20 protein-coding genes and 1 pseudogene are annotated in these 20933 nt (G+C 67.7%); 16 read left to right on the plus strand and 5 right to left on the minus strand.

The window, feature by feature from the left end:
* Window positions 1-19: 19 nt before the first annotated feature.
* Window positions 20-1810, minus strand: coding sequence for an alpha/beta hydrolase (locus ACIBB8_RS31920; RefSeq protein WP_398958069.1), 1791 nt, complete (start codon window positions 1808-1810; stop codon window positions 20-22).
* Window positions 1807-2211 (minus strand): hypothetical protein, encoded by a 405-nt coding sequence (locus ACIBB8_RS31925; protein WP_398958071.1) that lies wholly within the window; start codon window positions 2209-2211, stop codon window positions 1807-1809. Before ACIBB8_RS31925 ends, ACIBB8_RS31920 begins: the two co-directional genes overlap by 4 nt.
* 331 nt (window positions 2212-2542) lie before the next feature.
* Between ACIBB8_RS31925 and ACIBB8_RS31930 the strand changes: the two are divergent.
* From ACIBB8_RS31930 to ACIBB8_RS31945, 4 genes and pseudogenes are all read left to right on the plus strand, one after another.
* A pseudogene (locus ACIBB8_RS31930) lies at window positions 2543-2707 on the plus strand (sigma factor); the annotation flags it as partial.
* 553 nt (window positions 2708-3260) lie between these two features.
* Window positions 3261-4094, plus strand: coding sequence for a DUF1259 domain-containing protein (locus ACIBB8_RS31935; RefSeq protein WP_398958073.1), 834 nt, complete (start codon window positions 3261-3263; stop codon window positions 4092-4094).
* 278 nt (window positions 4095-4372) lie between these two features.
* The gene (locus ACIBB8_RS31940; protein WP_398958075.1) at window positions 4373-5578 is read left to right on the plus strand and encodes a cytochrome P450; all 1206 of its coding nucleotides are present in this window, start codon (window positions 4373-4375) and stop codon (window positions 5576-5578) included.
* A 779-nt stretch (window positions 5579-6357) separates the two neighbouring features.
* A complete protein-coding gene (locus tag ACIBB8_RS31945; protein ID WP_398958077.1) occupies window positions 6358-7422 on the plus strand; it encodes a type III polyketide synthase in 1065 nt (354 codons plus the stop codon).
* 186 nt (window positions 7423-7608) lie between these two features.
* Here the strand turns inward: ACIBB8_RS31945 and ACIBB8_RS31950 are convergent, their stop codons facing one another.
* Window positions 7609-8067, minus strand: a complete 459-nt coding sequence (locus ACIBB8_RS31950; protein WP_398958079.1) for an ATP-binding protein — start codon at window positions 8065-8067, stop codon at window positions 7609-7611.
* A 212-nt stretch (window positions 8068-8279) separates the two neighbouring features.
* Here ACIBB8_RS31950 and ACIBB8_RS31955 point away from each other — a divergent pair, with 212 nt between their 5' ends.
* From ACIBB8_RS31955 to ACIBB8_RS31970, 4 genes are all read left to right on the plus strand, one after another.
* On the plus strand, window positions 8280-9131 hold the full coding sequence (locus tag ACIBB8_RS31955) for a helix-turn-helix domain-containing protein (RefSeq protein WP_398958080.1): 852 nt from the start codon (window positions 8280-8282) through the stop codon (window positions 9129-9131).
* 11 nt (window positions 9132-9142) lie between these two features.
* Window positions 9143-9331: a DUF397 domain-containing protein gene (locus ACIBB8_RS31960; protein WP_398958083.1), complete on the plus strand. Its 189-nt coding sequence runs from the start codon at window positions 9143-9145 to the stop codon at window positions 9329-9331.
* Window positions 9324-9578 carry a DUF397 domain-containing protein gene (locus ACIBB8_RS31965; RefSeq protein WP_398958085.1) on the plus strand — a complete coding sequence of 85 codons (255 nt, stop codon included), beginning with the start codon at window positions 9324-9326 and terminating at the stop codon, window positions 9576-9578. The genes ACIBB8_RS31960 and ACIBB8_RS31965 overlap by 8 nt, the downstream gene beginning before the upstream one ends.
* A 129-nt stretch (window positions 9579-9707) precedes the next feature.
* The gene (locus tag ACIBB8_RS31970; RefSeq protein ID WP_398958087.1) at window positions 9708-10199 is read left to right on the plus strand and encodes a GNAT family N-acetyltransferase; all 492 of its coding nucleotides are present in this window, start codon (window positions 9708-9710) and stop codon (window positions 10197-10199) included.
* A gap of 234 nt (window positions 10200-10433) precedes the next feature.
* Here the strand turns inward: ACIBB8_RS31970 and ACIBB8_RS31975 are convergent, their stop codons facing one another.
* Window positions 10434-10922, minus strand: a complete 489-nt coding sequence (locus tag ACIBB8_RS31975; protein ID WP_398958089.1) for an isochorismatase family protein — start codon at window positions 10920-10922, stop codon at window positions 10434-10436.
* A gap of 157 nt (window positions 10923-11079) precedes the next feature.
* On the opposite strand from ACIBB8_RS31975, the gene ACIBB8_RS31980 reads away from it, so the two are divergent.
* The 8 genes from ACIBB8_RS31980 to ACIBB8_RS32015 all read left to right on the plus strand — a co-directional run bounded on the left by ACIBB8_RS31980 (window position 11080) and on the right by ACIBB8_RS32015 (window position 19874).
* Window positions 11080-11628: a hypothetical protein gene (locus ACIBB8_RS31980; RefSeq protein WP_398958091.1), complete on the plus strand. Its 549-nt coding sequence runs from the start codon at window positions 11080-11082 to the stop codon at window positions 11626-11628.
* Window positions 11625-12281: a DUF402 domain-containing protein gene (locus ACIBB8_RS31985; protein WP_398958093.1), complete on the plus strand. Its 657-nt coding sequence runs from the start codon at window positions 11625-11627 to the stop codon at window positions 12279-12281. The genes ACIBB8_RS31980 and ACIBB8_RS31985 overlap by 4 nt, the downstream gene beginning before the upstream one ends.
* 305 nt (window positions 12282-12586) lie before the next feature.
* Complete coding sequence (locus ACIBB8_RS31990; RefSeq protein WP_366692864.1) at window positions 12587-12901, plus strand: hypothetical protein; 315 nt, start codon at window positions 12587-12589, stop codon at window positions 12899-12901.
* A 188-nt stretch (window positions 12902-13089) separates the two neighbouring features.
* Window positions 13090-13965 (plus strand): hypothetical protein, encoded by an 876-nt coding sequence (locus tag ACIBB8_RS31995; RefSeq protein WP_398958095.1) that lies wholly within the window; start codon window positions 13090-13092, stop codon window positions 13963-13965.
* A gap of 34 nt (window positions 13966-13999) precedes the next feature.
* Window positions 14000-15346, plus strand: a complete 1347-nt coding sequence (locus tag ACIBB8_RS32000) for a hypothetical protein (protein ID WP_398958097.1) — start codon at window positions 14000-14002, stop codon at window positions 15344-15346.
* The gene (locus tag ACIBB8_RS32005; protein ID WP_366692857.1) at window positions 15343-16893 is read left to right on the plus strand and encodes an SCO6880 family protein; all 1551 of its coding nucleotides are present in this window, start codon (window positions 15343-15345) and stop codon (window positions 16891-16893) included. Before ACIBB8_RS32000 ends, ACIBB8_RS32005 begins: the two co-directional genes overlap by 4 nt.
* A 19-nt stretch (window positions 16894-16912) precedes the next feature.
* Window positions 16913-18331: an ATP-binding protein gene (locus ACIBB8_RS32010; protein ID WP_366692858.1), complete on the plus strand. Its 1419-nt coding sequence runs from the start codon at window positions 16913-16915 to the stop codon at window positions 18329-18331.
* A 1-nt stretch (window position 18332) separates the two neighbouring features.
* Window positions 18333-19874, plus strand: a complete 1542-nt coding sequence (locus ACIBB8_RS32015; RefSeq protein WP_398958100.1) for a type IV secretory system conjugative DNA transfer family protein — start codon at window positions 18333-18335, stop codon at window positions 19872-19874.
* Window positions 19875-20112: 238 nt separating this feature from the next.
* Here the strand turns inward: ACIBB8_RS32015 and ACIBB8_RS32020 are convergent, their stop codons facing one another.
* Window positions 20113-20673, minus strand: a complete 561-nt coding sequence (locus tag ACIBB8_RS32020) for a GNAT family N-acetyltransferase (protein ID WP_398958103.1) — start codon at window positions 20671-20673, stop codon at window positions 20113-20115.
* Window positions 20674-20933: the final 260 nt, after the last annotated feature.

Below are 20933 nucleotides of genomic sequence, written 5' to 3' on the forward strand. Positions count from 1 at the left end.
ACGGTTTGGAGTCGACGACTCAACGCGGCTCCTCCATCTTTACTTTGCCGGAACGACCCGCAGCGATGAGAGCAATACTGTCTGCCGAAACGGCATCCCTTTGCGGATCGAAGTACTGGGAGTGCGCGTCGATAGAGAAGCCATGCCCGCTGATCAGCCGCGGCCCTTCACCCACAGGGAAACGTCTCGCACCGAATGCCTCGCTCGCCGGGTCCTTACCGAACCAGAGATCGTCATCTCCCGGATCGGCGAGGTCGCCGGCCACATAGGAAGTGGCCGGTCCTCCAGCGATCAATCCCACAACGCCGACAGCCGCCTGCCGCTTGGAGGGAAGCTTGGTCACCACGTCATTCTCAGCCGCACCGACAAAGACGTGATCCTTTCCAACCCCGAGATCCTCAGCGTGATCCACGCCGACCCCGGGACTGCCAACGAGCACGATGTCGTCCACCCCGGGAATCCCACCAACCTGCTGAGTTGCAGCACCGACAGTGCGCGAACCGTAGGAATGCCCAATAGCCGTCAGGTGCGGATCCTCATTCTCATTCGTAGCCACCAATCCGCCCATGAATCCATTAAATGCACTGCCACCCCTTTCGGCTCTATCGTTGCCCATTACCGCGAGACTCCCCAATCCGTCCGGGGTCTGTGGTGCGTCGTAACCGAGCCAAACGATCGCCGCGCTCGAGTGGTCGTACTTATTGGCCCCCTTAGCTGTATCCCAAGCACGCTTAAGGTCCCCCTTGGCGAAGTCCTCATCCAAAGACGTATTCAGCCCCGGCACATAAGCCGACACATTCCGAGCCGTATCCGGATTCCCGTAAGAAACAATCGCCCGCCCATTCCCCTCGTCGCCAATCCCAAGGAGGAACATCGGTGGCTTCCGGCCGTCGTGCAGTTGCCGGTCGATCTCTCGCAACCCCGCCAACTGCGTCTCCGCCTTGTCCCCGTCCTGCCCTTCCAGCTTTCCGATGAGCAGCTGAAGGTTGTCCCGGTTGGCGGCGTCCCGTACGACCGCCGGGATTCCGTCCAGGTTGCCGATCTGGTCCGGGTACACCGCGAGGTACTCCTCCTGCTGTTCCTGCGTCAGCCCGGCCCACCACGCCTTGCGTTCGGCCGGGCTGGCGTCGTGCGGGATGGCTTCGTTCAGGTAGGCGCCCGCAGCGTTCCTTACCGTTGCCGCGTCTGTCGCCGCGTCCGTCCAGGTCGAGTCGGGGACCTTCAGGCCCTCCTCGGCCTTCAACTCCCGCAGGATCCGCGTGTACCGCCAGTCGATGTCGGCTGCTGTCCGCACGGCCTTGACCACCCGGTCGGCGATGTCCTGCGCCTTGGCCACGTTCGGGTTGGGGGCGATGAGACCCGAGGGCGGCAGCAGTCCCGGTACTCCTCCCCCGGTCGCCGTCCCACCCGGCATGGGCTTGCCGTCGATCAGCCCCTCGCCGGCCTCCGGGTAGGTCACCGACCCGTCCGGGTGCACGGTGAACTTCAAGGCTTCCGCGTCGTCCAGCGCTTCCTGCAACGCCCTTTGCTGGCCCCTGATTTCGTGGGCCATGCTGTTCAGCGTGGTGCGGAGCAGACCGCACTCCGTGTACACGTACTGGAAGTTCCGGCTGAGTTGTCGCAGCCGCCCGACGGCCGCGTCGGCCGCCTCGCCTTGTTGCGTCCCGCGCAACTCGTTCAGCATCTGCTTGTCGATGCGGTCCCGGCCGGCGTCGGCCAGGTTGCTGGCCCGGCCCCAGCCATCGGCCGCGCCTTCCAGTTCGGCGCAGTTCACGTCGCGCAGTTGGGCCCACGTGATCTTCGAGGTCATTGCCCACCGTTCCGTGCCGCAACCGCTGCGAAGGACGACTTCACGGTCTCGTCCGTGACGCCCTGGGTCCTTGCGACGGCGCGGAGTTTCCCGGCGAGGCTCCCGCACTCGCAGCGCGCGGCTTCGATCCGCCGCTGCCACGACTCGCGTACGGCGCCGAGTTCGGCCAGCGCCTCCAGCCCGACGATCCCCGTCACGACCCCTTCGTGCGCGGTCTCCAACTCGGTCTTCACCGGCCCCAACAGCGTGTACAGCGACTCGGCTCCCCCGGCGGCCCGCAGCCAGGGGCCGTCGCTGTGCTTCAGCACATCCCTGCCACCACCACCCGCACCGTCACCAGCCCCGCCCGCCCCGCCCAGATCGCTCAGCCTCTGCCGGCCCACCACGGCCACGCCGCTCACCCCGCTCCTTGATCGTGGAGCGGCACTGTCCCAAAGACGGCGCACCCGACATGCCATGCGCGTCGACCCTCGGGGCGGGCGTTCGGCCCTGAATTGCAAGGCCGAACGCCCACCCCGCCCCCAGCGGAATTTCACCCGATCGATGGGCCGCCGGAGGGCGTGAGATCAGGCTTTGCCGGCCGGGCAGTTGTGGTATCCGACCGTCATCCGCGCACGGAACGCCTCCTTTCCGTCGCTGTACGAACCGGGCAGCACCGCGGTCGCGTCCTGCGTGTACTTCGCCGTCCGCGTCGACCCCGTCAGACGTGAACTGCTGGTGCACTGCTACCGGATGCTCGGTTCGCTCCACGCCGCCGAGGACCTGGTCCAGGAGACGTACCTGCGGGCATGGCGTGCGTACGAGCGGTACGACGACCGCCGGGCCTCCCTGCGCACCTGGCTGTACTGCATCGCCACCAACGCCTGCCTGAACGTGATCGAGAGCCGGAGCCGCCGACGGCGCGTACCGTCTGCACACACTCCAGGTCTTCACCGTCACCGTCTCCGGCATCAGCCGCACCCCCTGTTCCAGGACCCGGACGCCTTCGCCGCGTTCGGCCTGTCGCCCCAACTGTCCTTCCTCTGAGGTGAAGACGGTGCCGTTCAGGCGGAACCGTCGAACGACGGTGCGCCACCCCCGCCGAGCAGCGACGGCCCAGGTATCTCCCATCGGGCCGGCTCCCCCATCGGACGCTCCTGCGCCCCGCTGGCCTGAGCGTGCGTCACACGCTTGGCCCATCCGGACCCGCCTCATGACGAAGCATCCGCTTTCATCCGGTTTTCGCATGGTTTCATCTCGCCATGGAGGCGATCAGATGATGGCTGAAGATCGACAGCAGGACACGCACACACGGGCGACTACGTCGCGGCGGCGCGTGCTGGCCGCAGCGGCACTGGCACCGATCCTGGCCGGAGCCGGGGCGGGGGCGGCCGCCGCTCATCCCCCGCCCCCCGGGGTGCCCGGGATGCCCGGGATGCCGGGGGGCCGGAATCACCGGCGGATCAAGCCGGTGACCACCACCGAGTCGGACTGGGCGGACGTCGCACGCACGCTGGGCCGCCGAGGCAACATGCTGCGGGGAACGGCCTACCACACGCCCTTCCCCCGCGGGGATCTTCGCGTGGTCTCCGACGGCATCTCCATCACACCGGCGCTCGCGCTGGGCACGCACGTGTCCTTCGTCCGTTACGCCGACGGCAGCACGATGGTGATGGGCGATGTAGCGGTCACCGAGGACGAACTGCAGCAGGTGAGCGACGCCTTCCAGTCGCATGGAATCGCCCAGACCGCGCTCCACAAGCATCTGCTCGCCCAGACACCCGACATCTGGTGGACCCATGTCCACGGACACGGCTACGACGCAATGGCCCTGGCACGCGGCCTGCGCGCGGGATTCGACCTCACCGGGACCCCGCCGGCGGTTCCGACCGGCCCGCCGATCCCCCACGACCTGGACATCGCCGGAATCGAGGCTGCGCTGGGCGCCAAGGGTTCCCCCGATGGCGTGGTCTACAAGGTCGTCTTCGCCCGTCGGGAAACGATCTGCGACGGCCATCTGGTACTGCCTCCCGGTCTGGGATCGACCAGCGCGTTCATCTTCCAGCCGCTGGGTGGCGGCCGGGCCGCGCTCAGCGGCGACTGCGTCATGCTCGCCGAGGAGGTCCAGAACGTACTGGGGGCCCTGCGCCGCGGCGGGATCAAGCTCGTCGAGTTGCACAACCACCACTTGACGGAAAACCCCCGCCTGTTCTTCACCCATTTCTGGGCCGTGGGCGACGCCGTCGAACTCGCCCGAGGGCTGCGCCCCGCGGTGGACGCCACCAACGTCGTGCCGGCCGGCTGACAAAGAGGGATGAGGAGCGGGTTGCTCTCGGGTACCCGCTCCCGGGCCCCTGGGCGCCCTCGGGCGCCGACGCGGCACCTTTCGCAGGCGTGCGTACGCGACGCCGGCCTGCCCCGCCCCTTCCGCGGGGCAGAACCTTCCGCATCAGCGGGATCGTCAATTCCAATGGACCAATTGCCCCGGCGCGGTGCGTGCCTCGGAAGACGATCGGGCACTTATGTCCCGTTCACCCCGATAGAGAATGAACCATCCGTCAGATCCGATATCTGGAGCTCCGTATGGAACCAGCCCCCACGCCGCGGAACTGTCCATTCGACTACGCCGAGGCCCTCGAATTCGATCCGCTGCTCAAGCAACTGCAGAACGACGCCCCCGTTTCCCGCATCCGGCTGCCCCACGGCGACGGGGAAGCATGGCTCGTCACCGGCTACGACGACGTACGCACGGTGACCACCGACCGGCGTTTCAGCCGCAGCGCCATCATCGGCCGGAACTTCCCGCGGATGACCCCTGAACCCATCGTTCAGGACGAGGCGATCAATGTGATGGACCCACCGGCCAGCAGCCGCCTGCGCAGCCTGATCTCCAAGGGTTTCGCGCCGCGCCACATGGAGCGCATGCGGGTCCGTACCCAGCATGTCGTGGATGAGCTGCTGGACCGGATGGAGGAGCACGGTTCCCCCGCCGACCTCTTCGGGCACCTCGCGGCCCCCCTGCCCCTGACCACCATTTGCGAGGTCCTCGACATTCCCGAGGGCGACCAGGCTCAGCTGCGCGCCCACGCGCGCACCATGATGGACGTCGGCATCGACAACCGGGACAACGCGGTGCGCGCCAAAGCCGATCTCCGCGCCTACTTCGCGGAGCTGACCGCGCACCGGCGGGAGAACCCTGGCGACGACCTGATCAGCGCGCTGGCCGCCGCCCGCGACGGAGACGAGCTCCTCAACGATCAAGAACTGACCGTCATGGCCATGGTCCTGCTCATCACCGGCCAGGACACCACCACATACGAGATCGGGAACATCGCATACACCCTGCTCACGCGTCCCAAGGAGCTGGCCATGCTGCGCGCCCGCCCCGAGATGCTCCCGCAGGCACTCGAGGAACTGCTGCGCTTCATCCCCTTCCGCAAGGGCGTCGGCATTCCCCGCGTCGCCACCGAGGACGTGGAACTGAGCGGGGTGAAGATCCGAGCGGGAGACATCGTGCACGTCTCCTATCTGACGGCCAACCGGGACGGCCGGAAGTTCGACCGGCCCGACGAGCTGGACCTGGAACGCACCGGTCCGTCCCACATGACCTTCGGCTGGGGAGGCCACCACTGTCTCGGTGCCCCGCTCGCCGCCACGGAACTCGAAGTCGCACTCGGAACCCTGCTGAAACGCTTCCCTGACCTCCGGCTGGCAAAGCCGGCCGGAGAAGTGGCCTGGAACAAGACATCGATCTGGCGTTATCCGCTCGAGCTGCCCGTCGCCTGGTGAGGTCGATACCCCAGCAGGGCACCAGGCTCTTCGTTCAACCCCAGCACGCGATCCGGGCTACCGACGAGGCGACGCCGGTAGAGACCCACCGCGCTGCGGCCCGGGTCCGGCCATGGCGCGGGAACGCCCGGGCCGCCGCGCGCAGCCCGGGCGCCGCCGAGCAAGTGAATCGATGCCCGGCGGCAGGGCGGCCCGTGTCCGGCTTCGTGGCTCGCACCGTGCGACGGAGCGGGGGCGGTCCACTCCGGCCGGTGGTCATCGGTCCGCGGGAGGGGTGAGCGCCGCCCCGCAGCGGTGCGTCTCCCGCCGGGCCCGCCCCGCAGCGGTGCATCTCTCACCGTGGGGCGGGCCCTCGGCGGGCCGGCCGTGCACCCGCTGGGCAGCCGCCGGGCACGGCTGGTCCGCCCGCCGTGGCCACGGACAACACGATGGTCAGCGATGCCGCATCGGCCCTCGGAGGGCGGAAACCCGGAAGATTCCGGGGCTACCGGACAGCGCGTTCCGTCCGACGTGCGACCGTCATCCGCCTGCCGTAGCGTGATTTCCAAGGCCGATCAAGGTGCGGTCGAAATTCATCTGCCCATACGGTGAGAATTCAGCGCATTCGCCGATCGACCCGTCCATGCCCATCCCAGGGGCATCGAATTCGGCGCCGCAGCCAAAAAGTCTGTCCCGCGCCGCTCCACGCACGGTGCCGCAGTGGCTACCGTCGGCCGATACCTGCCCCCGCATCCGGTCAGGCTCGGCCGTGTGGTTCATCGTCCGCTAGGAGGAGATCCATGGCGGTACTCTGCAAGCCCGCAATCGCAGTTCCCGAGTACGTCATCACCAACGACGAAACCCTCGAACTGGCACAACGGCTGCACGGCGACCATCCGCAGCTCGGTCTGGTCCTCCGTCTGATCGAACACACCGGGGTCCAGAAACGGCATCTGATCCAGCCGATCGAAAAGGTGCTGCAACACCCGGGGTTCGATGCACGCAGCGAAATCTACGAGGCACAGACCAAGGCCCGTGTCCCGGCTGTTGTCCGCCAGGCACTGGACCACGCGCAACTCGAGCCGTCGCAGATCGACTTGATCATCTACGTCTCCTGCACCGGTTTCATGATGCCTCCGCCGACCGCGTGGCTCATCAACACGATGGGCTTCCGGCCGGAGACACGGCAGATGCCGATCGCGCAGCTGGGCTGTGCGGCGGGTGGCGCAGCCGTCAACCGGGCCCACGACTTCTGCACTGCGTACCCCGACCGCAACGTGCTCGTCATCGCTTGCGAGTTCTGCTCGCTGTGCTACCAGCCGACCGATCTGGGTGTCGGATCCCTGCTGTCCAACGGCCTGTTCGGCGACGGGATCGCCGCCGTCGTGGTCCGGGGCCAGGGCGGCACCGGAGTCCATCTGGAACGCAACGGGTCGTACATCATCCCGGACACCGAGGAATGGATCTCCTACGCGGTCCGCTCCACGGGCTTCCACTTCCAGCTCGACAAGCGCGTGCCCGGAACCATGGAGCCACTTGCCCCGGCCCTGAGCGCCCTCGCGGAGCAGCACCAGTGGAACGCCAGCAAGCTGGACTTCTACATCATCCACGCCGGCGGTCCGCGCATCCTGGACGACCTGAGCCGCTTCCTCGACGTACCGCCCGAAGCGTTCCGCTTCAGCCGGGCCACGCTCACCGAGTACGGCAACATCGCCAGCGCGGTGGTACTCGACGCCCTGGCCCGCATGTTCGACGAGGCGTCGACCCTCCACGGCCAGCGCGGCATCATGGCCGGCTTCGGACCGGGCATCACCGCCGAGATATCCCTGGGAACGTGGACCTCGGAGCCCGAGACAAAGACGTGAGCCACGCATTCGCACGGTGCGTGCGCCGGGCAACCTGAACGGGAAGCCCGCAACCACACCACCCCCGGCCCCCGGGCCTCAGGCGCTGTCCGCAGCTTGAGGACCGGGGGTCGCCCTCATGCCCGTCCGATGACGGAGGGGACACCGGCTCCCTCTCGGCCGCTCCGGCCATGTCGCTGCACACAGTCACGACAGGTCACTCCACTGACGGTCCGGCTTCCACACGCACTCCACCCAGAGCAGCTTCCCGCCGTGCCCCGGCAGCCCGCCATGCAGCGGATACGCGCCCCAGCTGTCCGCCCACAGGGTGACGAGATGCAGCCCGCGCCCGCACTCGGCGAGCGACGCCGGAGCCTTTGCACCGCCCTGGAACGGCGGCGGGATGTCCGGGTTGGTGTCCCAGACACTGAGCCTGATCCGGTGCCGGCCTGCGTCGCGCAGCCGGAGTGAGTACGGCCCCGAGGAGTACCGGTACGCGTTGGTGACGAGTTCACTCGCCAACAGCTCGGCGGTGTCGATGAGATCACCCATGCCGTGCACGCGGAGCACGGAGCGAAGAGTGGCGCGGGCGATGCCCGGAGCGCGGGGATCCTGTGGGAGTTGGAGTGTGTATGCCCAGGGCGGCGTTACGGTGGCCAGGACCATGGAAGTCTCCGATCACGGAGGGAAGTTGAATCTTGCATTTTCGGTTGCCCGGTGACGAGGCCGCTCCGTCGAGCGGGGTACTTCCGGGCGGGTGGCCTGTCCTCAAGCTAGCGGCTCACCGCATAAAATATTTGCCAGATCGACAATTGCTTGAGAGAAGCACTCACGTGAGTGACGACATCAACCCTGTGTTCGGCAAGGAGAGTTGACGCATGGCGCTCAGAGGCACTCCCAGCGTGCGACGGCTTCGGCTCGGGACCGAGCTGCGCAGATTGCGGGACCGATCTGGGCTCACCGCCACTGAAGGCGCGCGCCTCCTCGGCATCAGCCAGGCCCAGCTCAGCAACATCGAGGCGAGCCGTTTCGGCGTCAGCCCGGAGCGGCTGCGTGCCATGGCTCGCAACTATCGTTGCTCGGACACCACCTATATCGAGGGGCTGCTCGACCTCGCCGGGGACCGCACGACCGGCTGGTGGGAGACGTTCCGCGAGGTGCTGCCCACCCCGCTGCTGGACATCGCCGAACTGGAGCACCACGCAACCGGGTTGCAATCCGCCAACACGTCGCACATCCCGGGCCTTCTCCAGACCACGGACCACGCCCGCGAGATCTTTCGACAGGTCGTGCCGGAGTTCTCCCGCTCGGACATAGAGCACCGCGTAAGCCACCGGCTCCAGCGCCAGGCCGTCCTCGACCGTCCGTCTCCCCCGCCGTACCAGGCGGTCGTCCACGAGGCAGCGCTCCGCGTACCGGTAGGTGGCGCGACCGTCGCCAGGGACCAACTCCGCCATCTGCTGGAACAGAGCGAACGCGAGCACATCACGGTCCGGGTGATCCCCTTCGCCATCGGCGCCTATCCCGGATCCGGGCAGACAATCCTGTATGTACGCGGATCAGCACCGCGCCTCGACACCGTCTCACTGGACCAGTCGCACGGTCCCGCCCTGGTGGACGCCGAGGCGGAGCTCGAGGCCTACTGCCTTCTGCTGGCCCGCATGGAGTCAGTAGCACTGACACCGGAAAAGTCCCAGGACTTCATCCACAGTCTGGTCACCCACCTGTGAAGGAACCCAACATGCCCCACTCCCAGTGGCAGAAGTCGTCGTACTGCGGCCAGGGCGAGTCATGCGTACACGTCGCCACCCAGGACAACACGGTCAACGTCACCGAGAGCAGCGACCCCACCGGAGCCATACTCCGCACCACCCCCACTGCCTGGGCCGCCCTCCTCCGAAGTGTCAAGGACGGCACCAACCATGGCTGACCAGCGCGCACCGGCCGACCTCACCTGGGTCCGCGCCGCTCCCGAGGGCGAACAAGGCCCCGGTCCCTGGATCGAGATCGCCTTCGGCGAGGGCGAACTCGTCCACCTCCGTGAGACGAGCGACCCCGCCAACATCGTCACGACCACCCGGACGAAATGGGAGGCCTTTACCAAGGGCGTCCTGGCCGACGAGTTCGACCACTTCGCGGAGATCGGTGGCGAAGGCGGCCTGGCTGCCCAGGCATGACGGGCTGGGTACCCGCCCGTTCCGTGTCGGTACCCAGCCCGTCCACTGCGGTGGCCTCTCAGCTTGACCTTTGTCTTCCGCACCCGGAAGAGGGGTGGGGCGCGATCGAGACTACGTACGCTGTCGAGCATGCTGACGTTGGAGCGGCTCCGGGCCGACCATGCACATGCCTTGCTGGCTTTCGAGCGGGAGAACCGCGAGTACTTCGCACGGTCCATACCGGATCGCGGCGACCTGTACTTCGTTGAGTTCGCCACCCGTCATCGCGCACTGCTCGCCGAACAGGACACCGGTGCGTGTCAGTTCCACGTCATCATGGACGACCGGGGAGAGCTGGTTGGTCGCGTCAATCTCGTGGACATCGAGGAAGGGGCCGCTGAACTCGGCTACCGGATCGGTGAGCGCGCAGCGGGACGGGGCATGGCAACGGCCGCGGTCGAGGAAGTGTGCCGCCTGGCTGCCACGGCGTACCGGCTCTCCGCGCTCACCGCAGTCACCACCCTCGACAATCCGGCGTCCATGGCCGTGCTCCGACGCAACGGGTTCACTGCGGTGGGGGACGTCCGCATCGGCGAGCGCCCTGGTACGCGTTACCAGCGCCGACTTGGTGCCATGAACTGATCACCCACCCACCGGGCTTGAGTTCTGCGGGATCTGGCGCTCTTTCCCTGACGACGTAGCGTCGCGCTACGGGGATGAACTCGAATCGGTACCGCGACCTGGAACAACACGGCGGGGGGACCTTCGGGGCGTCGCGATCCGGGTCGCCCAGCGCATCTTCGCGCTGGCCGCCGGCATCTGGCACTACAACAAGATCGGCGCACACTTGGTCACTGATCGCCTACTACCACTGACTCAGGTGTAGGCCGCCGTGTTACGCACTTCACCGAACCGGGGAAAGATCTTTTCCACGGTGAAGTCGTGCTCGTCGGCAGCGAAACCGGACATCGCGTCGGCGACGAACTCCAACTCATAGCCGTGGTCACTCGCGGCCCGCGCAGTGGACTCGACCCCCATCGTGGTAACCAGCCCAGCGAGCACCAGCGTGTCCACGCCCAGATTGCGCAACTGGTCGTGCAGATCGGTGCCATGGAATGCCCCGACGGTGCGCTTGACGACCACAACATCGCTGGGCTGGACCAGACCGTCAGCGAAGCCGCTGCCTGGCGGCTGCTCGGTTGTGTTCGGCCTCTCCACTCGAACCAGCACCACCGGGCGATCGCTCGCCCTGAATGCCTCAGCCAACCGACGGCAGCGCGCCAGTACCTCTTCGCCGGGGTGCGGAGCAAGGGGCAGGGCGATGATGCGTGGCATCAGGTCGATGAGGATCAGCGCGGAGGTCATGGAGGCGATGGTAGGCCAGGGCCCGAGCCTGCCCTCCTTCAGCAGTACCAACGGGGCCGTTCAGGCCGACCGAGGATCACGGGTAGGGAAATCCCCCTGGCAAGTGGGGTGTTCGTCCCAAATATGGCGAGCGTGCCGGGAGCGAAAGAGTCCAGTCATGAACTTTTCTCGGCTCCATGGAAGATCAGCCAAGCCCGGAGCGCTCGCCCTGGTGTGCGCCGTGACCGTACTGGCGGCGACAGGGTGCGGAGACGACAATCAGCGTTCCCCCCTGACCGCGTCCCAGGAGCCCGCAGCACGCGGTTCGGTGATATCCGCGACCCCTGTGGCGGACCTGGACGCCAAGGAGGTCGTGGCCCGTCTTGCGAAGACCGGCATCGATACGGCACAGGTCCGCTACGGCGTGCGGGCTCACCGGATCGTGTATCGCACCGTCGACATCAAGGGCAGACCCACCACGGCCAGCGAGCTGGTCGCGATGCCGAAGAACGACGACCCCGACCTTCGGGTGGTGTCCTGGCTGCACAGCACGGAGGTGTACCGAGGGGAGGTGGCCTCGGTGAACGACGAGCTCCCCGACCGGGCCACGGCATTGCTGTTCGCGCGCGTTGACCCAGCGACGACGCCCGCACATGAACGGGTTCCCGACCAGGCGAAACCGGGCATATCTCCACCACTGACTCCGACCGCAAGGAGTGATTCATGAACCGACTCGCCCACGTGATCAACACCACGGACGACATACCGGGCCGGATTCTGCACTGGAACTTCTTCATCGGTGGCCACTTGAGTGCCTCGGTGCCCGTACGCCTCGTCAACCGCACGGACGAGGGCCAGCTGGTGTGGATGGAGACAGGCGCGCCCATGTGGCGCACAAAGCTCCCTGGAGGCGCACACCTCCGCGACATCGCCCCGGACGACCGACCTGCCACCGGATATCCGGTGGTCCCCGACCGGTGGCCGATGGGCAGCGCCCTCTTCTATCAGCCCACCGGCGCCGCACACTCCGTGCTCTGGCTCTTCGGCCGCAGGGGAAAGTTCCGCGGTTGGTACGTGAATCTGGAGCGTCGCTTCCACCACGGCGACGACATCGACATCGCCGACCACGAGCTCGACATCAACGTCGCGCCGGACCGGTCCTGGCAGTGGAAGGACGAGGAGTCCTTCGCCGAGAAGACCGGCCACCCCGTCTACTGGTCGGCCGACGAAGCGGCAGCCATCCGCGCCGAGGGCACCAGAGTCGCCCGGCTCGCCGAGGCTGGAACCTTTCCCTTTGACGGCTCCTGGTGCGACTTCCGGCCACCGAAGACCTGGACGACACCGCCCCGCCCGCCGGGCCCTCGCCGCTCCGTCCTCTGACTCCCCATCACCCTGCCCGCCCTGATGGGTGTGAGGAGGGGCCGGAGGCTTGCCTCGGGCCGGGCGGCGAAATGACCAAGATTGCTCAGCGTCACCTCACGTGATACACAGAGTAATCATATGCATGTGGTCACACACCGATTCGATCCGCAGGTCAGGGCGGTCGGACCGGTCAAACGTGCGAGATCCCATGAAAGAGAGGGCGCTAAGTCGTCGTACCGAGGCGCATTCATCAGCGAAGATAGAGGGTGACCCGTGCCATATGGCAAGGGGCAGTGAACTACCCAACAGGGGCGGTGACTTACATGGTCCTGGCAGCTGAGGCCGATAAGGGCGGTATCAGCACCATCATCAACGGCATCGCTCCCAAGTGGGGGCCGTTCGGAGCCCTGGGCAACGAAGCCAAGGTGATGATCGAGGTCGTCATGGCCGTTGCCATCCTGCTCTGTTTCGGCATCGCCATCTGGGGAGCAGCCAAGCAGCGTATCGGCGCGACAGCGTTGCGCGACACGTTCAGCGCGGAACAGGGCAAGGGTCTGATCGTTGCCGGTCTGACTGGTGTGTTCATCATTGGATCGCTGGGAACCCTGTTCACCATCGTCTACGGGATGGCCATCTAACCGTCCGTCAGCCTGCGCGGGGAAGGCTGCCGCCGCCCCGATCCACTTCCACCCCATCCGTCCGTCGTGCCCACCGGCAGAGGTTGCGTCTCTCTGATGTCGAGTCATCACACCGCGCCCGCGCGGGAACCAGCACGGCTACCGTCGTACTACGCGGAATCGCACACGGTTGAGGGGGCCTACGCAGCATGAGTGCCGGTAACGACCACGGCTACGGCAGCGACTCGGGCTCAGGCCGTACTGACGATGGATACAGCACCATCGGCGGAACGCGCCAGACCCGTACACGATTTCCCGATGGCGAGGGCGGCGACGGCTACGGCGGATCCCGTCGGCCGGCCCGCAGTTCACGGTCCCTGATCATGGTGGTCGGCGTGGTCGTCCTGCTCGTCGCGGCTATCGCGTTCGCGAACGTGGGCGGTGGCGGCAACAAGGGCGCCTCATCCGGCGGGAACGGCGGCGACAAGGCGGGCTCGGCGCCCACCGCGGCGACGGGCACGAAGCCGGTGACGGGGAAGAACGGCTCGATTCCCTCGGGGTTCGCGCACGATGCTCAGGGTGCGCAGAGCGCGGCAACTAACTACGCCGTAGCACTCGGTTCCGCCGACATGTTCAACGCCGATGCACGCCGGAGAATCCTGCAAGCCACCCACGACCCGGCTGCGGTCGATCGACTCCAGGCCGACATGGACAAGGCGTACTCGGCAAGCCTCTTCACTAATGTCGGGCTGAACGAAGACGGCAGCACACCCAGTGGACTGACATTCGTCTCCCGGACCGTGCCTGTGGGCACCAAGGTGACCAAACAGGCCGGAGACACAGCCACCGTCGAGGTCTGGTGCACAGGCCTTGTCGGGATGGCCGGCCAAGACTCCACCAAGCCCGTCACCGAGACCTGGTTCACCATCACCGAGAACCTGAAATGGGTCGGGAACGACTGGAAGATCGAGTCGTCGAGCCAGACAGAAGGCCCGACGCCGGTCAGCGGCGGCAACCGGGCATCGACTGCAGACGACATCGCCGGTGCGGTTGAGCAGTATGGAGGCTTCACCTATGCCCGATAGCCGTCGCTCCCACGCGGTCTCTGTCGCGTCCGTTATGGGAAGCCTCCCAGCCACGATCGTCCTCGCGGCGTCCCGTGCCACCGCAGCACCGAGCCCGACGCCGAGCCCGTCTCCGAGCCCGTCTCCGAGTAAGAGCAACAACGCCTGCGACCTCATCGTCGGACTCGCCAAGGACCTCTGCGAAAACGGCGATGCAGGCTCCCCCAAAAACACCTCCCCCGACTCCGCCACCAACGCCCTCGACCCCCTCTCCTCCCTCGCCCGCGGCTGCGCCGACGCCGCAGCCTGGATCGTCGGCAAGCTCAGCGAGGCAGTCAAAGGCACCGCGGACGTCGACTTCACCAACCCCAAGTTCCTCCAGCAATACGCGGTCATCTTCGCCGCCTCCACCGTGCTCACTCTCGTCCTCTGGCTGCTCGCCGTCGCCAAGCGCGCCATCCGTGGCGTTCCGGTGGCCACCGCGATCTCCGAGGCTGTCGGGTTCCTCTGGCTGACCGTCCTCGCGTCCGCGTTCACGCCGCTCATCCTCTACACGGTCGTTTCGGCGACCGACGGGGTCACCGACGTCATCGCGTCATCCTCCGGCGGGCAGACCGATGTCTTCTTCGGTTCGTTCGCCGAGGCGCTGAGCAAGGGCTCCGACATCGGCGGCGGGCCGATCATGCTGATCGTCGTCTCGCTCGTGTCGATCCTCGCCGCGGGCGTGCTCTGGCTGGAGCTCGTGATCCGGGCCGCCCTGCTCTACGTCGGCGCGCTCCTCGGCGTCGTCGTCTACTCGGGGCTCGTCGACAAGAACATGTGGGGCCATGTCCGCCGCTGGGCGGGCATCATGATCGCGGTGATCATGGTGAAGCCGGTCATCGTCATCGTGCTCGGGCTGGCCGGCGCGCTCTCCTCCGACGGGGGACCGAACGCGTTCTCCGCCGTCGTCTCCGGGCTCGCCATCATCCTCCTGGCGATCTTCGCCTCGGCGATGATCTACCGCTTCGTCCCCGGCTTCGGCGACGAGATCCAGGGTGCCCGTACCAACCGCAAGCAGGCCACCGACGGCGCCCAGGCCGCAGCGCTGATCAGCTCCCCTGCCGCCCTCGTCTCCCAGGGCATCAAGACCCACAGCAGCCGGAGCGGCGGCGACAACGGCGGACAGGGCGGCGGCAACGGCGGGGGCAGGCCCGCCAACCCGGTCAGCGGCGGTGTGGCCGCGCACAGCTCCCGCAACACCGGCGGGAGCGGGGTCGGCGGCGGATCTGTCCCCTCCGCCGCACCTCCGCCCCGCAGCGGGTCGGGACCCACTTCCGGCACCCCGCACAGCAGCCGCGTCAACCGGGGCGGCGGTACAGGCAATTCAGGTAACAACAGCACAGGAGGTGGAGGGCGTTGACGACCCAGTCCCATCCGGTCGCGCCCCGCCGTACGTATCTCATCGGCCGGGCGCGGCCGAACGCGATCGTCGGCAAGAACCGCGAGACGGGCGAGATCGCGCTGATCATCGTCGGCGCGTTCCTCGGCATGATGAGCGGGCTGATCGTCCCCGTCCTGTCCCTGCGGATCGTGCTGCTCACGGGCTTCCCGCTGCTGGCGCTGGCGATCGTGTACGTCCCGTACAAGCACCGCACCTTCTACAAATGGTTCGAAATCAACCGCAGCTTCAAGCGGTCCGTGCGCCGCGGCGCCACCTACCGTTCCGCCGCCATGGAAGCGGGCGTGCGGGGCGACGGCCGTGAGGTCGAGATCGGGCCGCCCCCGGGCATCGGCCGCATCAACTGGCTCGCCGCCCCCTTCGGCCCGGACGAGATCGCCGTACTGCTGCACGCCGACCGCCGCACCGTCACCGCGGCGATCGAGATCGAGGGTCCCGGCGTCGGACTCCGCGACAGCGAGGACCAGGAGGCGCTGGTCGACCGGTTCGGCACCCTGCTGAAGCATGTGGCCAACGGGGACGGCTTCGTGACCCGTATTCAGATGCTGGCCCGCACCCTGCCCGCTGACCCCGACGCGCACGCGAAGGATGTCGCCCAACGCGGCGACAAGGCGGCCCCGGGCTGGCTGCAGGAGTCGTACGACCAGCTCCAGTCGATGGTCTCCACCTCCAGCGAACAGCACCGTGCCTACCTCGTCGCGTGCATGCACTTCAACCGCGAACTGGCCGCCGAGGCAAACGCCATGGCCCGCGCCGCCCGGCCCCAGGCAGGCCGCAAGCTCGACCGGGACGCGGGGCTCGCCGTCGTCATGGCGCGCGAACTGACCGACATCTGCGCCCGCCTCGCCGAGGCCGACATCCGGGTGCGCCAGCCGCTCGGCCAGAGCCGGCTCGCCTCCCTCGTGCACTCGATGTACGACCCCGACCACCCCATCGACCACATCCAGGCGATGACGAAGCGCAACGCCTGGCCCGCCGAACTGGACGCGGTCGAGCCGACGTACCTGCAGGCCAAGACCCGCGAGTCGACGACCCGTGCGCCCTGGTGCCACGCCACGGCGTGGGTGAAGGAATGGCCGATGACGCCCGTCGGCGTCAACTTCCTCGCCCCGCTGCTGGTCCACACCCCGGACGTCATCCGTACGGTCGCGGTCTGCATGGACCTCGAACCGACCGAGATCGCCATCGAGCGGATGCTCACGGAGAAGACGAACGACGAGGCCGAGGCGAGCCGCCAGGCCAAGATGAACCGGACCGTCGACCCGCGCGACATCGCCGCCCACGGCAGGCTCGACCAGCGGGGTGAAGATCTCGCGAGCGGCGCGGCCGGAGTGAATCTCGTGGGGTACATCACCGTGTCGTCGCGATCACCCGAGTCCCTCGCCCGTGACAAGCGGACGATCCGGGCCTCGGCCGGCAAGTCGTATCTGAAACTGGAGTGGTGCGACCGCGAGCACCACCGCGCCTTTGTGAACACCCTTCCGTTCGCCACCGGCATCCGTCGCTAACCGAGAGGGCAGTCACGCCATGCGAGATCCGCTGTCCGCGTTGTCGGATGCCTTCACCTCCTTCCTCTTCGGGAAGGTGGAGACGACCAGACTGCCCGTGCGTACCTCCACCGGCCAGGCCCAGGCGGTGTATCTGCCCACCGCCGCGCCCGGCCTCGGCGACTCCGGCGTGATCATCGGCCGCGAGGTGTACTCCGGCAAGGGGTACATCTATGACCCCTTCCAGCTGTACGGGCAGCAGCTCCCCGCCCCGCACTGGCTGGTACTCGGCGAGTCGGGCAACGGCAAGTCCGCGCTGGAGAAGACGTACGTCCTCCGCCAGCTCCGCTTCCGCGACCGCCAGGTCGTCGTCCTCGACGCCCAGGGCGAGGACGGCGTCGGCGAGTGGAACCTCATCGCCCAGGAGCTCGGCCTCACTCCCATCCGCCTCGACCCGACCGCGGCCCTGAACGGCGGCATCCGGCTCAACCCGCTGGACCCGTCGATCACCACGACGGGCCAGCTCGCCCTGCTCCGTACGATCATCGAAGTCGCGATGGGCCACGGCCTCGACGAACGATCCGGCTTCGCACTGAAGGTCGCGCACGCCTACGTCAACCAGACGATCAACGACCGGCAACCCGTACTGACCGACATCGTCGAGCAACTGCGCCACCCGGAACCCGATTCCGCCGAGGCGATGAACGTCGACATAGACGACGTGCGCGCCTGGGGCCTCGACGTCGCCCTCGTCCTGGACCGGCTCGTCGACGGTGACCTGCGCGGCATGTTCGACGGCCCGACCTCCGCCGGCATCGACCTGGACGCGCCCCTGATCGTCTTCGACCTCTCGCACATCGACCGGAACTCGATCGCGATGCCGATCCTCATGGCGATCGTTGGCGTCTGGCTGGAACACACCTGGATCAGGCCCGACCGGAAGAAGCGCATCTTCCTGGTCGAAGAGGCCTGGCACATCATCAACTCACCGTTCGTCGCCCAGCTCTTCCAACGGCTGCTGAAGTTCGGCCGGCGGCTGGGCCTGTCGTTCGTCGCCGTCGTCCACCACCTCAGCGATGTGGTCGACGGGGCCGCGGCACGCGAGGCGGCGGCGATCCTCAAGATGGCGTCGACCCGGACGATCTACGCGCAGAAGGCAGACGAGGCCAGAGCGACCGGGCGCGTCCTCGGTCTGCCCCGCTGGGCGGTCGAGATCATCCCGACCCTCACCCCCGGCATCGCGGTATGGGACGTCAACGGGAACGTACAGGTCGTCAAACACCTGATCACCGAGGCGGAACGACCACTGGTCTTCACCGACCGTGCGATGACCGAGTCGTCCGCGGCCGATCTGCTGCCGGAGGACGTACGGGCCGCGGAGCTGGAGACCGAACAGCGCGCGGCACACATCGAGCACCAACAACGGCTGAACGAGTCGTCCGAGTCAACGGTGGCATGACATGGCGGGGCGTACAGAGCAGCAGACCGGTCCGAGCACCGGCGGCATCCCGGACGGTCTGCTGGTCGGCCTGCTGGGCTTCCTGCTCGGGCTGGCCCTCCTGGCCTGGACGGCCACCGGTCTGTCCGGGCTGTTCGCGCACGGCGCGTGGCCGGAGGGCGTCACCTTCACCGAGACGCCGCTCGCCATGCGCCGGCTGGCGGCGTCCCCGCACGACATCCCGGCGGCCTGGCCCGACACACCGGCAAACGAGCTCTCCGGGTACGGGCTGTTCTGGGGCCTCTTTATAGGCGAACTCATGGTGCTCATGGTGCTGACAGTGTTCGTGATGGGCGTGGTGGCACGCTGGCGCGCAGTACGAGCACGTCGTCGGGAAGAGCGTCGCGAGGAGCGCTCCGAGGAGCGTTACGCGAGACACGCGGCGCACCCGGGGCGCGAGGAGTCCACCGAAGTGGATGTCTCCGCCCCCGCACCGCTCCCCGCTCCCGCCCCCGCGGCCATCCCCACGCCCACGCTCACGGCCATCCCCACGCCCACGCCCACGGCCACGTACACCCCGGTACCGGCCGAATCCATGGAGGACCTCGCGCCCCCTCTCCTCACCCCGCCCGTCCCCTCCCCCCGCCCACCTCTCGTCGTCTACGGCCCGGCCGCCACTCGCCGCCCCACGGTCGTCCAGGCCATCCGGGAAGCGGACGGACCCGCCCTCGTCGTCACCTCGGACCCCACCGTCTGGGCGGAGACGAAGGACGCCCGCGCCAAACTCGGCCCGGTGCTCGTCTACGACCCCGGCCACCTCTGCGACACCCCGGCCCGCCTCCACTGGTCCCCCACTTCCGGATGCGAACAGCCCGATACGGCAGCCACCCGCGCCGCCGCACTCCTCACCCCGGTCCGGCCGCAGGCCCGTATCGACGCGATGACGGCCGAGACCGCGGAGACCCTGCTCCAGTGCTGGCTGCACGCCGCCGCCATAGACGGTCGCCCGTTCCGCCAGGTCCACCGCTGGGCCCTCGGCGGCAACGCCCATGAACCCGTACGCCTGCTCCGTACCCACCCCAAGGCGGCCTCCGGACTCGCCGGCCTTCTGGAGTCCGCGCTCACCGGTCACCCCGAGCGCCGGGAGATGGCCCAGGAGCTGACGGTACGGGCGTTCGCCGCACTCTCCTCGGTCCACATCCGCGAGGCCTGCACACCGAACCGGGCCGATTCGCTGGTGCTGGAATCTTTTGCGGGCGAAGGGGGCACGCTCTATGTGGTCGGTGAACCCATCGAGGATCCTCGCTCCGCACCTGGTGCGATGCCCTTGCTCACCGCCCTCGCCTCACACGTGGTCGAGCACGGCCGCCGCATGGCCGCACGGTCAACCGACGGTCGGCTCGACCCACCAATGGCCTTGGTCCTCGACGACGTCGCGGCTGTGGCTCCACTCCCCCAACTCCCCGAACTGCTGTCGACCGGCCAGGACCAGGGCCTGCCGACGCTCGCCCTGCTCCGCTCGAAGGAACAGGCCCGGGCCCGCTGGTCGTCCCCGCTCCAGTGACCGGCAGTGTGTGCCCCATGCGGAACGTCGTCCGGTGCGTGCGATCGCAAGGCGGCCGGACGTCCTGGTAGCTCCGCTACAAGGGCTTGTGGCCAACGCGGCGAGCGGGCGTGCCGGACGGCACGACGGGGCAAAACTTGCCGGAAGAGGCACCAGGAGTTACGTGACGGGTGTCGAGGCTGCCGGATGAGCCCAGCCGTCCGGGGCGGCAGCCGGCCGAGCCGGGAGCCGCATGCCATCAGACGGGACGGACGATCTCGTACTCCAGGTCCAGCGCCGTCGGATCGTCCGGCTCGGCGACGGTCTCCCCGGTCGGTACGAAACCGAACCGGCGGTAGAACGCACTGGCTCGCGGGTTGTTCTCGTGCACATAGAGACGCACCCGCTCGATCCGCGGCTCGCCCAGTGACCACGCCCAGTCGATCCCGGTCCGGAACAGCTGGTCGGCCAGCCCACTGCCCCGCGCCTCGGGTCGCACATAGACCCCGACCACATGGGCCTGGTGAACCTTGGCGGGCTCACCGAACCGCGGGTCCTCGCCCGGTCGCTCGATGAGCACGCTGATCGTGCCGGCCCAACTCCCGTCGGTTGCCTCGGCGATGAACTGACGTACCGCGTCGCCACTGGACTCCGCTGCACCGGCCGCGCGCCCCTGCCAGAACTCGTCGGGCTGAGCCGCGCCCTGCTCGTACGTCTCCAGGAACGCCACCGGAGCCGCGGGATCCTGCAGAGCGGCGAGCCTGATGTCCTTGACCAGCGCCCATTCCTCGGCGCGTACAGGGCGAATCACATAGTCCATACCCCGATCTTGTCCGGCACTCCGCCCTCAAGCAATCGAATTCGCGTATCCGTACGATGTGCCATCTTCTACCGTCTGCTCCCGGGACAGACATGAAAGGCCTGCTCTCCGCCTACGACTCGCGGCGCTGGAATCGATGATCTGGGCCGCCGGATTGAGCAATGCCCCGTGAACGCAGAAAAGCCCCGCACCAGAGGTGCGGGGCTTTCCCGGAATAATTGTTCGGCGGCGTCCTACTCTCCCACAGGGTCCCCCCTGCA

This window comes from Streptomyces sp. NPDC051286, assembly GCF_044455345.1.
Lineage (GTDB): Bacteria > Actinomycetota > Actinomycetes > Streptomycetales > Streptomycetaceae > Streptomyces.